The sequence below is a fragment of the Canibacter zhuwentaonis genome, assembly GCF_018531145.1.
Classification (GTDB): Bacteria; Actinomycetota; Actinomycetes; order Actinomycetales; family Microbacteriaceae; genus Canibacter; species Canibacter zhuwentaonis.
Window position 1 is genome coordinate 26,493 of record NZ_JAHDSZ010000007.1, and the last position, 14,787, is coordinate 41,279.

At 54.1% G+C, this 14,787-nt stretch carries 14 protein-coding genes; 13 read left to right on the top strand and 1 reads right to left on the bottom strand.

Annotated elements, in window-relative coordinates; all coding sequences use genetic code 11:
- The first annotated feature begins 153 nt into the window (after window positions 1–153).
- The 3 genes from KJY78_RS04540 to KJY78_RS04550 are packed head-to-tail and all read left to right on the top strand — an operon-like array spanning window position 154 to window position 3,030.
- Entirely contained in the window at window positions 154–1,773 is a 1,620-nt protein-coding gene (locus tag KJY78_RS04540; protein WP_214337427.1) for a hypothetical protein, read from the top strand.
- A 1-nt stretch (window position 1,774) separates the two neighbouring features.
- Window positions 1,775–2,347, top strand: a complete 573-nt coding sequence (locus KJY78_RS04545) for a hypothetical protein (protein ID WP_214337428.1) — start codon at window positions 1,775–1,777, stop codon at window positions 2,345–2,347.
- Entirely contained in the window at window positions 2,344–3,030 is a 687-nt protein-coding gene (locus KJY78_RS04550) for a hypothetical protein (protein WP_214337429.1), read from the top strand. The genes KJY78_RS04545 and KJY78_RS04550 overlap by 4 nt, the downstream gene beginning before the upstream one ends.
- Here KJY78_RS04550 and KJY78_RS04555 read toward each other — a convergent pair.
- Entirely contained in the window at window positions 3,027–3,785 is a 759-nt protein-coding gene (locus tag KJY78_RS04555; protein ID WP_250544186.1) for an HAD-IIB family hydrolase, read from the bottom strand. The two genes, KJY78_RS04550 and KJY78_RS04555, sit on opposite strands and share 4 nt — an antisense overlap.
- 290 nt (window positions 3,786–4,075) lie before the next feature.
- Between KJY78_RS04555 and KJY78_RS04560 the strand changes: the two genes are divergently transcribed.
- From KJY78_RS04560 to KJY78_RS04605, 10 genes are all read left to right on the top strand, one after another.
- Window positions 4,076–5,686 carry a peptide ABC transporter substrate-binding protein gene (locus tag KJY78_RS04560; protein ID WP_214337431.1) on the top strand — a complete coding sequence of 537 codons (1,611 nt, stop codon included), beginning with the start codon at window positions 4,076–4,078 and terminating at the stop codon, window positions 5,684–5,686.
- Window positions 5,687–5,765: 79 nt separating this feature from the next.
- Entirely contained in the window at window positions 5,766–6,692 is a 927-nt protein-coding gene (locus KJY78_RS04565) for an ABC transporter permease (protein ID WP_214337432.1), read from the top strand.
- Window positions 6,685–7,671 carry an ABC transporter permease gene (locus KJY78_RS04570; protein ID WP_250544187.1) on the top strand — a complete coding sequence of 329 codons (987 nt, stop codon included), beginning with the start codon at window positions 6,685–6,687 and terminating at the stop codon, window positions 7,669–7,671. The genes KJY78_RS04565 and KJY78_RS04570 overlap by 8 nt, the downstream gene beginning before the upstream one ends.
- Window positions 7,668–9,374: a dipeptide ABC transporter ATP-binding protein gene (locus tag KJY78_RS04575; protein ID WP_214337433.1), complete on the top strand. Its 1,707-nt coding sequence runs from the start codon at window positions 7,668–7,670 to the stop codon at window positions 9,372–9,374. The genes KJY78_RS04570 and KJY78_RS04575 overlap by 4 nt, the downstream gene beginning before the upstream one ends.
- A 113-nt stretch (window positions 9,375–9,487) precedes the next feature.
- Window positions 9,488–10,114, top strand: a complete 627-nt coding sequence (locus KJY78_RS04580; RefSeq protein ID WP_214337434.1) for a DUF4190 domain-containing protein — start codon at window positions 9,488–9,490, stop codon at window positions 10,112–10,114.
- Window positions 10,115–10,201: 87 nt separating this feature from the next.
- Window positions 10,202–10,498, top strand: coding sequence for a co-chaperone GroES (gene groES / locus KJY78_RS04585; RefSeq protein WP_214337435.1), 297 nt, complete (start codon window positions 10,202–10,204; stop codon window positions 10,496–10,498).
- A gap of 152 nt (window positions 10,499–10,650) precedes the next feature.
- Window positions 10,651–12,153 carry an IMP dehydrogenase gene (gene guaB / locus KJY78_RS04590; protein ID WP_214337436.1) on the top strand — a complete coding sequence of 501 codons (1,503 nt, stop codon included), beginning with the start codon at window positions 10,651–10,653 and terminating at the stop codon, window positions 12,151–12,153.
- A gap of 40 nt (window positions 12,154–12,193) precedes the next feature.
- Window positions 12,194–13,315, top strand: a complete 1,122-nt coding sequence (locus KJY78_RS04595; protein WP_214337437.1) for a GuaB3 family IMP dehydrogenase-related protein — start codon at window positions 12,194–12,196, stop codon at window positions 13,313–13,315.
- Window positions 13,316–13,326: 11 nt separating this feature from the next.
- Entirely contained in the window at window positions 13,327–14,199 is an 873-nt protein-coding gene (locus tag KJY78_RS04600; RefSeq protein WP_214337438.1) for an SURF1 family cytochrome oxidase biogenesis protein, read from the top strand.
- A 27-nt stretch (window positions 14,200–14,226) separates the two neighbouring features.
- Window positions 14,227–14,694, top strand: a complete 468-nt coding sequence (locus tag KJY78_RS04605) for a DUF3817 domain-containing protein (protein WP_214337439.1) — start codon at window positions 14,227–14,229, stop codon at window positions 14,692–14,694.
- The last annotated feature ends 93 nt before the right edge of the window (window positions 14,695–14,787 follow it).

Below are 14,787 nucleotides of genomic sequence, written 5' to 3' on the forward strand. Positions count from 1 at the left end.
TGTGTTTTACGGCGTATACACTGTAATTCAAGTTATTAGTGTTTTCCGGTATATCACCGTACATTATTGATGTTTTACGGCGCGCCAGCTGTAATTCACATAAAATTTTTGGTATTTTTCCCGGTAGTAACCGTAGTTTTGAAAGGTGATAACATGACTGAAAATCCAGCTGCTAAACAGCCTGGCACACCGCTCCCGGAGGAGGAGTCAACACGTGAGGACCTCAACAACGCGGTTGCTCACGGCATCGCCGCCGACCCGGTTTTGAGCGTGCAGGCAACGATCGCAGAAGAGGCAAAACTACAAAAAGCCGCTAGTGAGGTCGCAGACTTCATCGCTAGCAGGCAGCGCGAAAACGCTGGCGCGGGTTCTGGAGAGCAGACGCTCACCGTACAGGAAGCGGTTGCGCTGGCGCCTGCGGCGGCATACGTAACAGCTACGCCAACTACCGCAGAGATTTACCAGCCGGCGACGCGCCGCCCCGCGCAGTTTGCGGCGGATCACGCTGCAACGGTGTCGCCCGCGAGTGCTGCACAAACTGCGGTCGAGTCAGCCGCGCCCACTGTGGCGTCATTACCACCCGCTGCTCCTGTGCTTGGTGCAAGGTCAGAGGCGACACCGCTTGGTTCGCGGCAGGCTGAACGGGCAGAGTTTACGCAGCCGGTACGGGCGCAACAGTCTGCGGTATCAGCTGAACAGGTCGAAGCACCGCTTGAAACGGGCGCTGAAATGTATTCGGCCAGCGCGCGCGAATCAACGCAGGAACAGGGTTTGCCCACAGCCTCACAGAATAACGGTGTCGAAACACCGGGCGCGCAGCTTATCGGTGATACGCAGGCTTCAGCGGGCGCAGCCGCGTCTGGTTTACAGCCTGTAACACTGCCGCCTGCGCCGGTTGCAGCTCCAAAGGTTGCCCCGGTGTTTACGCCGCAGCAACCAGTGCCCGCGCCGCAGCAACCAGTGCCCGCGCCGGTGCTGCCTCCTGTGTCAGCGCCGCAGCAGCCACTGACCGCCCCGGTTGCGGCTCCGGTAGCCGCGCCACAGCAGTCGCAGAGCGCAGCAACCCGGGCGTACACAACAGTAGATTTCACTGACGCGCAAACCCCGCTTACGCCGCCGAGCGCGGCCGCCGCACCACAAACCCCCGATGTTGCGCCGCTTGCTAGTGAATACGAGCACGATAATCCGATGGCCGATTTTTATACCCAGGTGCCAATGCAACCCGAGGTGAAGGGCAACCGTGGCGTGGGCGTGGCAATTTCGCTGCTCGCAACGCTCGTTTTTGGAGTGCTCTACGCGGGCGCGATTGCGCTTTTGCAGCTGCAGTACTATCCGCTTGAAACCGTGCTCACAGATGGACTGCTGCCATATCTCATGTCACCGGGCTACATTGCTGCGGTCGCAGGATTCTGGCTGAGTCTGTCGCTGCTGGTGCTAATAGTGGGTCGTGCTGGCTGGTGGGCGTACGTGCTGGGCGGATTTCTGGTCGCACTGTTTGTCTGGGCGGCAACTACCGCCGGTTTTATTTTCGAACCAAAACTGGCTGGCAACCACGAGGTCGCACTGCGCCGGCTACTCGCTCTAGAGAGAGAATCGTTAACCGCGCTCGCGGGCATCGCGCTGGCCGTGCGGGTGTTCATCGCCGCTGTTATCGCGCGCGAGGTAACCGTCTGGTTTGGGGCGTGGATCGGCGCCCGCGGTCGCAAAATGACAGAGTACAACCGCGCCGCCAGCGCTGAGTACGAAGCGCTGCTGGCCGAAGCGGAACGCTAAAATGCGCGGGCGCGTTGGGAGTGCCGGGGAGCCAACCGGCGCTGTCCCAACGCGTAAAATAACGCGCGGCTACCTGGCGGCGGTAATTTTTTTCACAACTCTGGCGGGCGTTTCGCTGTTGGTTGCGGGCTGGGGGATTACCGCGTACATAACCGAAACTCAGCCCGCACTGCCTCCCATGCCGGTGTGGTTTTTGCCCTCACTGGTGCTGCTTGCCGTGGGTGTCACATCCGCTGCAGAACACCGTTGCGCAATAAAAATGCTGCGCGGCGTAACAGTGCAACCGGCGCTTGAGCCACTTTTGTTGGGCGCGGTGCTCGTGGCGCTCTGGCTGGGGCAGGCGCTATATTACGGCGCAAACCTGTTTGCGAGAGCGCAACTGAGCTATTTTCTGATCTATCTGGGCAGTTTTATGCTCGCTTACGGAGCCTGCTGGGCGGCTCTTTACCGGCGGATCTACACCGCAAAAGATACGCCGCTGTGGTGGTGGGAGCGTCGCGAGCGGAACGAGGCGGAGCGTAGACGGCAGGAAATTGTGCGGTTGCGCATGATTTGGGAACAGTCAGAACAGTGAGCGGCGAGAACGGGCTGTCATCCTTTGATGTTGCTGCGGTTGTTGCTAAGCAGGTTAAGGTTTGGAAGTTTTGGGTGTCAAAATGGGAGTTTAATCACGCGCGGGTAAGAACGCGCACGTGCATTAAATGCGAGCCGGGTGATCCTTTTGTGCTCGGCGCGGCCTTTGATAACGGCGTGCCGCATCCCGTGAAACACGCGCTCACCTCGCGCATGTACAGGGTTGTTCGTAAGCGTGTTGACGAGGTTGTGGCGGTTGCGCTGCCTAATTTGCACGAGCGCAATATGCGACTGGATCAGGCGCGCCTGACTGCTGAGTATGATCCGCGCCTGGCTCTTGACCCCGAGTATGACGGGCTAGAGCTTGACCCGCCTGAAGATCCGGAGCGACCGTTCCTGTTTACGCTGTCGGAGTTTGCCCAGCATACGCGCAGCATAGTTGACTTTACCGACGAGCTGCTGCGGCATCAAATGTCGGATACAGAGCAGCTGGATTTGCAGCGGGCAACAGCGGTGCACAACACGATTTATTACAATGTTTGCCGAGAACTGGCAACCGCGCTGGCGCGCCACCGTGGCGAGATCGCGCGGGTGCTTGAAACCTATGTGCAGCCGCAGATAGCAGCGGATATTGCCGAGTTCATGGCGGGTTTTGAGCGGGAAGCGGATGGCTTCACGCTCTAGTCGCCGATTGCTGTGAGCATTTCGTGCAGCAGATTGGCGCATTCTCGCCAATTTTTAACCGCGACGCAGGGCACGGTGCCCAGCGCTTTTACCGGGTAATCGTTACCTGCAGGGTCGAGCCGGTCGCCGATAAACAGCATCTGCTGTGGCGTTATCCAGTTGTGCTCGGTAAGTTTTTTAATGCCGTAGGCCTTGTCGATACCGGCGCGGGTGATATCAACGGAGGTTGATCCGCCGCTGCGCACCGCAAGCTCCGGGAGCTGTTTTTGTACCGCGACAGCGAGCGCGTTTTTTTTAGCACCCGTGGGATCCCAGGCGGCTTTCGCCTCGCTGGGCGCTGCCTGCCCGAGCGCCGAAAATGTGATCTGACTGCCGCGATCTTCGATAATATCACCCCAGGTGGCAGATTCCCAGAGCTGTAGTTCGCGCGCGCACTCTTGCAGGGAGCGGATCGCGCGGCGCTTCTCTCCCTCTGTGAGAGTCTCGTTATACAGGGTTTGCCATGATCCGTCAGCGTAACGTTCGTAGCGTGTGCCGCAGGTTGGCATTAGGTGCAGATTGCGCAGCAGCCGCTGCTTGCTGCCGAGCGCCTGTGTGAGCGGGGCGAGCAGCTGGGTTTTAAACTGTCTGATATCACCTCCGCTAATAACGGCGACCGCGGTTTGCCGCAGCAGTTGCGTCAGCAGGTTCGCCATCTCTTGCGGCAGCTCTGATTTGGAGGGAGCAAGGGTGTCGTCGAGGTCAAAAACTATCATTTTGGGTATCTGCATAACACTTATATTGTGCTGGTTGAAGCTGAAAATAGCTGTTTTAATACAGGGTGTCGACGATTTTCAAATTTTTGTTGATAACAATTGAAGCTGTAAAAATGCTTTGTTTCTTGATTTTTCGGCGAATTTTGCGTAAAAAATTATTACAATCTCGCGATATTTCGCAGATCCAGTGTGAAATTTTTTTAATTTGGGGCTAAACTCTAGTTATTGCAAATTGCAATTGACGGCAATCCTGTCGTTATAACCCGATTAAGCTCGAGAAGGAGGAGAACATGAAACGTTCTAAACTCTTTACTGGCATGGTTGCGCTAAGCGCAGCAGGTGCCTTAATGCTAAGCGGATGCGCTAATAATGGCGGCTCATCTTCAGATGGTGCTAGCGGATCGAAGATCATCAGCACCAATGGTGGAGAGCCTCAGAATCCGCTGATCCCTGGTAAAACCAATGAAACTCAGGGCGGCATGATTATGGATCTGCTATTTGCAGGTCTTGTAAGCTATGACGCTGACGGTAAGATTCACAACGAGATTGCTGAATCGATCGAGTCTAGTGACAACATTAACTGGACCATTAAAATCAAGAAAGACTGGAAGTTTACAGACGGAACTCCAGTAACCGCTTCTAGCTTTGTAAAAGCATGGAACTATGGCGCGGCTAAAGACAATGATCAGCTTAACAGTTACTTCTTTGAAGACATCAAGGGCTACAGCGATGAGGAAAACGTTGCGGAGCTTGAGGGTCTCAAAGTTGTTGACGATCATACATTCACCGTGGAGCTAAAGCAGGCTGCTGGTGACTTTGCACAGCGGCTTGGCTACACAGCTTATGTACCACTCCCAGAGACAGCTTTTGCTGACATTGAAGCGTTCGGCAAGAAGCCAGTTGGCAACGGTATGTACAAAATGGAGGGCACCATTGACCCCTCACAGGGCGTAACTCTCGTTAAGAACGAGCAGTACAAGGGTCCACGTAAAGTTGAGAACGACGGTGTGAAGATCAAGTTCTATGCAACACAGGAAGCAGCTTACGCTGATATGCAGGGCGGCAACCTTGACGTTCTCGACGCTGTGCCATCTGCTGAACTGGGCAACTACATCAAAGACTTTGGCGATCGCGCTGTGAAACAGCCAGCTGCTGTTTTCCAGAGCTTTGTTATTCCTAGCTCACTGCCTGGCTTCTCAGGCGAAGAGGGTCAGTTGCGTCGTGCAGCTATCTCAATGGCGCTTGACCGTGCGACCATCACCAAGACCATCTTCAGCGATACCCGTACCCCTGCTAAAGACTTCACCTCACCTGTTGTTGACGGTTGGAGCGACAAGCTTAAGGGTAACTCTGTTCTAGAGCACAACCCAGAAGAAGCTAAGAAACTGTGGGAGAAAGCTAACGCTATCGCACCATTCCAGGGTCCACTAAAGATTGCTTACAACGCTGACGGTGGACACCAGTCATGGATTGATGCTGTTGCTAACCAAATCAAGAACACTCTTGGTGCTGATGCAGAGGGCAACCCGCTCCCAACATTCGCAGAGTTCCGCACCAAGATCACTGACCGCACCATTGGTTCTGCATTCCGCACGGGATGGCAGGCTGACTACCCAGGTATCTACAACTTCCTGGGCGCGATCTATGGCACCGGCGCTGGCTCTAACGACGGTGACTACTCGAACCCAGCGTTTGACGCACTCATTAAAAAAGCTAATGAGTCAAAAGACATCGTCACAGCTAATAAGTACTACAACGAAGCACAGGAGATCCTGTTGAAAGATCTTCCTGCTATCCCACTGTGGTACTCAACCGTTAATGGCGTTTACGGCAAAGACGTAAGCAACGTTAAGTTCGGTTGGAATGGTGTGCCACTCTACAATGAGATTAAAAAAGGCTAACTAGGTTATGTTTGTAGGGGGAGGTGCGCATAGCGCACCTCCCCCGTAGCCGTAATTACAATCCAACAAGGTAGTTTTCATGTTGAAGTATATTTTGTTCAGGTTACTGCAGGTGATCCCTGTTGTAATCGGTACTACACTGTTAATTTATTTCTTGGTATTTGCGATGCCGGGCGATCCGATTATTGCCCTATTCGGCGAGAAAACTCCTTCTCCTGAAATTGTTGCCAAGCTTCGTGCAGAGTACAACCTCGATAAGCCTTTTATTGTGCAGTATCTGCTGTTTATGGGTAATGTGCTGCAGGGAGATCTGGGCACAAGCTTTTCTGGAGAGGCTGTGTCTTCAATTCTGGCACGTACTTTTCCAGTAACTATCATGCTCGCTATCATTGCAACAACCATTGAGTTGCTGCTTGCTATCACGCTAGGTCTGTTTTCAGGTCTGCGTAAAGGCAAATGGTTTGATAACATTAACCTGATTGTCGGTCTGATTCTGATGAGCATCCCGATCTTCGTTGTTGCATTCCTAATGCAGTACGTTCTTTCTATCGAGTGGCGTTTATTCCCAACCACCGTTGCGGGCAACGTTTCACTACACTCACTGCTGCTGCCCGGTCTGGTTTTGGGTATTTCAGCGTATCCTGTGAGTATGCGACTAACGCGTGCATCAACTATCGACACGCTTAACCAAGATTTTGTGCGCACAGCGTATTCTAAGGGTCTTTCTCACTCGCGAGTAATCCCCGTGCATGTATTGCGCAATTCATTAATCCCAACCGTGACCAATTCTGCCGCTAGCTTTGGCACCTTGATAGTTGGCGCAACGGTAACAGAGGGTATTTTTAACGTGCCAGGTGTTGGTAATACGCTGTACCAGGCGATTATTAGGGGTGAAAACGCAACTGTTGTAAGCTTTGTGACCGTTATGGTGCTGATGTACCTGGGGGTTAACCTGCTGGTTGATTTGCTTTATGCTCTATTAGATCCGAGGATTCGATATGCCTAACAATAATCAAAACATGAGTTCTGCTGCCGGAGGGCAAATCCCCGCTATGGAGCATTTTGTATCACCTACTGACGTGATTGAAGTTGAGCCTGTTGATAAGGTTAAAATCAGCGACAAACCGTCTAACCTGTGGCGTGATGCGTGGCGTGATATGCGCCGCCGTCCCATGTTTTGGATCGCCGCTGTTATCATCCTGGTTGTTGCGGTTGTGGCGCTTTTCCCCAGTATGTTTACCGGGACAGTCGATCCGCGATACTGTGACTTGAAGCTGTCCAACCAGCCAGCTGGCGGGGATAGCTTGCTCGGCTACACCAAACAGGGCTGTGACGTTTATGCGCGTATCATCCATGGCACCGCAACATCCGTTACAGTTGGTTTCATTGTAATTCTGATGACTAGCGTTATGGGCGTGATAATCGGAGCTATCTCCGGTTTCTATGGCGGATTCGTTGACTCGATGTTATCGCGACTTGGTGATATCTTCTTTGCGATTCCTTACATTTTGGCTGCGATCGTAATTATGAGCGTTTTCTCTGAGCACCGCAACGTATGGGTTATCTCACTTGCCATTGGTGCGTTTGCCTGGCCGTCAACGGCTCGTATTATGCGTGCCGAGGTGTTGCGGGTTAAAAACCAGGACTTTGTAACCGCAGCAGAAGCTATGGGTCTGTCCCGTTTTAGAACCATGGCACGCCACGTGCTGCCAAACTCAATCGCTCCTGTTATTGTTGTTACAACCCTGTCGCTCGCGGGCGCAATCGTAGCGGAAGCAACACTCTCATTCTTGGGCGTGGGTTTGCCATCTAGCCAATTCTTGAGCTGGGGTAACGAGATTAGTGCTGCTCAGTTTGATTTGCGCAACAATCCGTCCACTTTGATCTGGCCATCTCTGGCGCTGACAATAACAGTGCTTGGCTTCATTATGATGGGAGAGGTAGTGCGTGACGCACTTGATCCGAAAGCGAGGGCACGTCGATGAACACGAGTGCAACCAATGAGCCGCTGCTCAGTGTGAGGGATCTGTCAATCGGTTTTAGGATTGACAGCACCCTAAATAACGTTGTGCACGGTGTTGGCTTTGATGTTAATCGCGGTGAAACAGTTGCGATTGTGGGCGAGTCAGGCTCTGGTAAGTCAACAACAATGCACGCGGTTATTAACCTTTTGCCCGGCACCGGGCAGATCACTAGCGGATCTATTAAGTGGAAAGGCAAAGAGCTGGTCGGTATCAGCGCCAGCGAAATGGAGAAGTTGCGCGGTCGTGATATCGGTTTGGTGCCGCAGGATCCAATGTCAAACCTAAACCCTGTGTGGTCAATCGGTTTCCAGGTTGAAGAAGCGATTAAAGCTAACGGTCTTGCTTCTGATAAAAAGCAGATCCGCGCGAAGGCTGTTGAGGTGCTAAAGCAGGCTGGTCTTGCTGATGCGGAGCGCCGTATGAAGCAGTTCCCGCACCAGTTTTCCGGTGGCATGAAGCAGCGTGCGCTGATTGGTATCGGGCTTGCCGCAAACCCTGATTTGCTAATTGCGGACGAGCCAACAAGCGCGCTTGACGTGACCGTGCAGCGGGTTGTGCTTGATCACCTGCAGCAGCTCGCGAAAGAAAAGGGTACTGCGGTTGTCTTCATTACACACGATTTGGGTCTTGCTGCCGAGCGCGCCGAAAAACTTATTGTGATGTACAAGGGTAACATCGTAGAATCTGGTCCTAGCCGTGAGATTCTGCAGCGTCCGCGTCACTCCTACACGAAACGCCTTGTTGCTGCTGCGCCTAGCCTTGCATCGCGCCGTATTCAGAGCTCTGGAACGGTTGCGGCGGCGGGGATTGATCAGCTTTCAAATATTCAGGAGAATATTGCCGGTAAGCGTGAGCGGGCTGCTGGCGAGCCGGTTATTGAGATTAAAGATCTCACAAAGCAGTACAAGATCCGTAAGGGCAATTTTGGATCTGAGCTGTTTACCGCAGTTTCAAAAGCCAACTTTGTTGTTAACAGGGGCGAGACGCTAGCGCTCGTTGGTGAATCAGGTTCGGGTAAATCCACCATCGCAAAAATGGTGCTGCAGCTTGAAAAGCCAACCAGCGGTGAGATTTTCATCAACGGTATTAATACGGCTAAGTTCAATTCGAAAGAGATGTTTGAGCTACGCCGTCAGTTGCAACCAGTGTTTCAGGATCCTTACGGCTCGCTGGATCCGCTAATGAATATTGGCAATATCATTAGCGAGTCTATGAACGTGCACAAAGTGGGTTCCAGGAGCGAGCGGCGGCAGCGCGTTTTTGAGCTGCTTGACCAGGTGTCGATGCCGCGCTCTGTTGCGACGCGATACCCGAACGAGCTTTCTGGCGGACAGCGTCAGCGCGTGGCGGTTGCTCGCGGTCTTGCGTTAAAGCCAGAGATTCTGGTGCTTGACGAGGCAGTTTCAGCTCTCGACGTGCTGGTGCAGGCGCAGATTCTTGATCTGCTTGCTGATTTGCAGCACGAGCTCGGACTGACTTATCTCTTTATCACCCACGATTTGGCGGTTGTGCGCCTTATCGCCGATAAGGTTTGTGTGATGCAGCAGGGGCAGATTATTGAGCACTCAACAACTGATAGCGTGTTTGATAATCCGCAGGAAGAGTACACGAAGCGCCTGCTTGAGGCGATTCCTGGCGCAAATATTGAGCTGGGCATTTCTTAAGCACTGTTAATACAGGAGACCGGTCGTCAAGTGTTTGGCGGTCGGTTTCTTGTTTTAAAGGTTCTTTTGGTCTGACCGTGTAGAATTGAAGTGTTTAAGAGAAAGGAAGCACAGTGAGCAAAGATAACGACAACATTTTGGGTGCTGGTAATCTTCCGCGCCGCGGCGTTCCGGCTAGCCCAGCGCAGCCAATTATGCAAGAGATGCCTGTTGCTCCTGCGCAGCCTGCTGCCTCGACACAGCCGAGCGCTGATCCTGTAGCCGTGCCGCCAGTTGCGCCTGCGCAGCCTGTTACGCCAGCGCAATCTGTAACAGCCGCGCAGTTATCCGCTGCTCCAGCGTCTGCGCAGTTTGACAGCTTTAAGTTTCAGGGCGGATACAATTCTGAGTCTGTGCAGCAGTTGCAGGGAGTTGGTAAAGGGCTAGGAGTTGCATCCCTTATAACCGGCATAAGCAGTTTTGTGCTGATAATTTTCTTGCCGGTTTTCAATCTGCTTTTCGGTTTAGCGGGAGTTGTTCTGGGCATTGTTGCCGGTGTTAAAAAACAGCCTAAGGGATTGTGGATCACGGGTATTGTGTTTGGAGGGCTGGCTATTGTGATCACATTAGTTGGAATATTTGCGCTTGCCTACTACTTTGTGAACAACTCAGATGCTATTGAGGAGTTGCACAAGAACGGTTTTATAACCGATGAAACCTACCGCACCTTCAAAGAGCAACTGGAGCAGGTTAATAATTAGTTTTTAGCTTTGCTCACAGGTTAAGTCTGATAGTTTTATTCCTGTACTTATTTTATTCGTTAGCTTAAAAGCAGAAAGAGGGTAACTGTGTCTGTTGCAATTAAACCGCTTGAAGACCGCGTTGTAATTCGCCAGGTTGAAGCAGAGCAAACAACCGCTGCGGGGCTTGTGATTCCCGATAGCGCTAAAGAAAAGCCGCAGGAGGGTGAGGTTGTTGCTGTTGGCGCCGGGCGCGTTGACGATAACGGCAACCGAATCGCGCTTGAGCTAAAAGTTGGCGACCGCGTGATTTACTCTAAATACGGTGGCACAGAGGTTAAATACGGCGCGGATGAGTTTTTGATTCTGTCCGCTCGTGACGTGCTCGCCATTGTAGAGCGCTAAACCATTTTCGCAGAGTCGGGATGCGGTTTCTGCCGCGCCCCGACTCTTTGCGTATCTATAATGTTGCGCTCTAACACAGCTATAGACGCTAAACTAAAGGGGTTAATACTTTGTAATTTTTATTTCCGTTATCCAAGCTTTAGGGGGTTTATATGCAGCAGCGTAATCCGTTCACCACAACCGGATTAACCTATGACGACGTGCTTTTACTGCCCGCGCACACTGATGTTATTCCCAGCGAGGTTGACGTTTCAACGAAGCTTACGCGGCGCATCGAGCTTGGCATCCCGGTTCTTTCCGCTGCGATGGATACGGTAACAGAAACCCGCATGGCAATTGCCATGGCGCGTAACGGCGGGCTGGGCATTTTGCACCGCAATCTTGCTATTGCCGATCAGGCTGTGATGGTTGATCGGGTTAAGCGCAGCGAAGCTGGGATGATCGCAAACCCCGTCACAACAACAGCGCACGCAACCGTTACCGAGGTGGATAAACTCTGCGGTGAGTACCGGGTTAGTGGGCTGCCGGTTGTTGACGCCGAGGGTATTTTGGTGGGTATCATAACAAATCGCGATATCCGCTTTATGGACGATACCGAGCGGGCTAGCACGCGGGTTGGGGAAGTTATGACCCGCACCCCGCTGGTGACCGCGCCTAAAGGGATCACGCGGGATGCAGCGCGCGCAATTTTTCACCAGCACAGAATAGAGAAGCTGCCTCTTGTTGAGTCTGACGGTAAACTCGCCGGGCTGATCACTGTTAAAGATTTTGAAAAAGAAGAGCAGTATCCCAACGCCACCAAAGATCCCAGCGGTAAGCTGCGAGTTGGCGCGGCGATGGGCTTTTTCGGTGATGCATGGGAGCGCGCCTGCGCGCTGCGCGACGCTGGCGTTGATGTGCTCGTGGTTGACACCGCTAACGGCGACAGCCGTGGGGTGCTAGACATTATCAAGCGGATCAAATCAGATAGCGCATTCTCGGAGATTGACGTTATCGGTGGCAACGTTGCAACCTACGTGGGAGCTGCTGCGCTAGTTGAGGCCGGAGTGGACGCTGTTAAAGTCGGGGTTGGTCCGGGCTCAATCTGCACCACTCGGGTTATCGCCGGTGTTGGGGTGCCGCAGGTCACGGCTATTTACGAGGCCGCGCGGGCGGCAACTCCCGCTGGTGTGCAGGTTATCGCTGACGGTGGTCTGCAGTATTCCGGCGACATCGCAAAAGCCCTTGTTGCCGGAGCAAGCTCTGTTATGGTTGGCTCGTTGCTTGCAGGAACTGCTGAAAGCCCCGGCGAGCTGGTGTTTACCGCGGGCAAGCAGTTTAAGAACTATCGAGGCATGGGCTCGCTCGGCGCGCTGCAAACCCGTGGCGAGCGCACCTCGTACTCGAAAGACCGCTATTTCCAAGCGGATGTGCCAAGCGATGAAAAACTCATTCCGGAGGGCATTGAAGGGCAGGTGCCGTATCGTGGCATGGCATCCGCCGTGCTGTATCAAATGATCGGCGGTTTGCGCCAGTCGATGTTTTACACCGGCTCGCGCACGATCCAGGAGCTGAAAGAGCGCGGTAATTTTGTGCAGATCACAGCGGCCGGGCTGAAAGAGTCGCATCCGCACGATATTCAGATGGTTGTGGAAGCGCCAAACTATCGCAAATAGCGGCTGTTTGCGCCGGTGGTAACGATTTTAAGGAATAGCAGTGAATTACGAAGTTGAGATAGGGCACGCAAAACGCGCGCGCCGAGTTTATAGTTTTGATGATATCGGGGTTGTGCCAGGGCGGCGTACCCGCGATCCGGAGCTAGTTTCAACGGCCTGGAGCATTGACGCGTTTAACTTTGAGATTCCAGTGCTCGCAGCTCCTATGGATTCTGTGACATCACCGGAAACAGCCATCGCAATAGGTAACATGGGCGGTCTCGGGGTGCTCAACCTAGAGGGTCTGTGGACCCGCCACGAAAACCCGGAAAACATTTTTAAGCAGCTCGCGGAAGTCACGGACGAGCGCGCCGCCGTGCAAAAAATGCGCGAGTTTTACAGCGCGCCGATTAAACCTGAGCTGATCCGCGACAGGCTTGCACAGGTGCGCGACGCGGGCGTGACGGTGGCGGGTTCGCTCTCCCCGCACAGAACGGCTGAGCACTACGAAACAGTTGTGGGCGCGGGCGTTGATCTATTCGTGATCCGCGGGAATAATGTTTCCGCAGAGCACGTGAGCCACGCCGAACGCGAGTCGTTGAACCTGAAGCGCTTTATTTACGAGCTTGATGTGCCGGTTATCGTTGGGGGCGCGGTGACGTATCGATCCGCTATGCATCTGATGCGCACGGGAGCCGCCGGGGTGCTGGTTGGTTTTGGCGGCGGCGCAAGCTCGAGCACCCGCGCAACCCTCGGCGTGCGCGCGCCGATGGCAACCGCGCTTGCCGATGTTGCCGGTGCGCGCGGGCACTATCTCGACGAGTCGGGCGGGCGCTACGTGCACATTATCGCCGACGGCGGATTGGGCACCTCCGGTGACATTGTGAAGGCGATCGCGTGCGGAGCCGACGCGGTTATGCTCGGCTCGCTTTTGGCGCGCGCGACGGAGGCTCCCGGCATGGGCTGGCACTGGGGGCAGGAGGCGCATCACGAGAATCTGCCGCGCGGCAGGCGCATTAACGTGGGCAGTCTGGTGCCGCTGCAGGAGATTATCAACGGCCCGGCGGTTTTTGCCGACGGCTTAGCAAACCTGATGGGGGCGCTGCGCTACGCGATGGCAACAACGGGCTACTCTGACCTGAAGAAATTTCAGCGGATCGACATTGTGCACGCCGTTAAATAAGAGCGGTTCTTGTGGTGGATACTAAAAACAGCGTAAAACAGGCGCGGCAGGCGCAGCGGCAACGCTTGTGTGAGCTGCGTTTGAGTGGCGCACAGCCGACTCTGAAAAGCGTTATGCTGCGCCCCAAATCGCTGCTGGCGCTGCTGGTAGCGCTGGTGGTTGCCTCGGGTTTTGCGTGGCTGGCCCAGTGGCAGCTGGGTAATGCTGTGCAGGCGCAAACCGCGCAGGCGTACGACAGTGAGAATGTTGTGCCGTTGCGGAGCGTGAACGTTCCGGGCGAACCGCTTGACGATATTGCCGCCGGGCACAGGGTGCAAGTTGAGGGCGCGCTGACGGGCGATACGCAAACTGTAATTAACCGGCAGCGTGAAGACGGTGCTATCGGGTACTGGCTTGTGACCCGTGCCGTTGTTGGCGGGGCGGACGCGCCGGTTAATCTCGCGGTCGTGGTTGGTTGGGCGGCAGACGAGCAGCAGATCACCGTCGCGGCGCAAAAACTGCAGGGCGTGGCGGGCGAATCAGCCGTTTACACGGGCAGATACAACCCGACGGAGCCGCCGCAGCGCAGCTCTGCAACGGGGTATGGCGACAGGCTGGCAACGGTTGCGCCGGCGCAACTGATCAATATTTGGGGGGCGGAGGCGGTATCCGCCAGCTATTCCGGATTTCTGGTGCTGGAGCCGGAAACGCAGCTGCTACAGGAACTGGGGCTGGAGCGGATTCACTCGCGCGCACCCCAGCAAGCCACGGAACTGAACTGGCTGAACCTCTTTTACGCGATTGAATGGGTGCTGTTTGCCTGCTTTGCAGTTTATTTTTGGGTGCGGATTATGCGCGACACCTGGGAGAAAGAGCACGAACTGCGGCTTGCACCCGCGTTATGACGTTTTTACACAGAAACAGGAGAAATTATGAGTGGTAGCTTAAAACCTAGACCGGAGACGTACCCGCAGCTGGCGCGTTCGTTGAAATTTTTTAGGGTGTCTTCGATGATTACCGGCGTGATGCTGTTTGGGCTGTATATTATTTCGAGTATTCGCTGGTTTATGCACAGCGATATTTACCTGTTTAACACCAGCTCGTTTGCGCAGCTGGTGCAGCTGCCGCCCGAGGGTGTGAGCGTTGATTTTGAGCCTTCCGGTGTTAATTTTACGACGGTTTTTTTGATCGCGCACGGCTGGTTTTATGTGCTTTACTTGATCGCCGCGTTTAGTATCTGGAGTGCTATGCGCTGGAACTTCTGGAAATTTCTGGCACTCGCTTTTGCGGGCTGCGTGATTATTGTTTCGTTTATTGCCGAGCGGTGGGTTGTGCGCGAGGCGCGCGCGGTGCTTAACTACGGGCGTGACGCCCCTGCTGCGGACGGGATGGCTGCTTAGGCGCGTGCGTGGCGCTAAGCCAACACCGTTTTTGCTAGGGTATTCTTGTTACTAGATTTTAGAAACACAGCTTACTGAACTTTAGAAACGCCG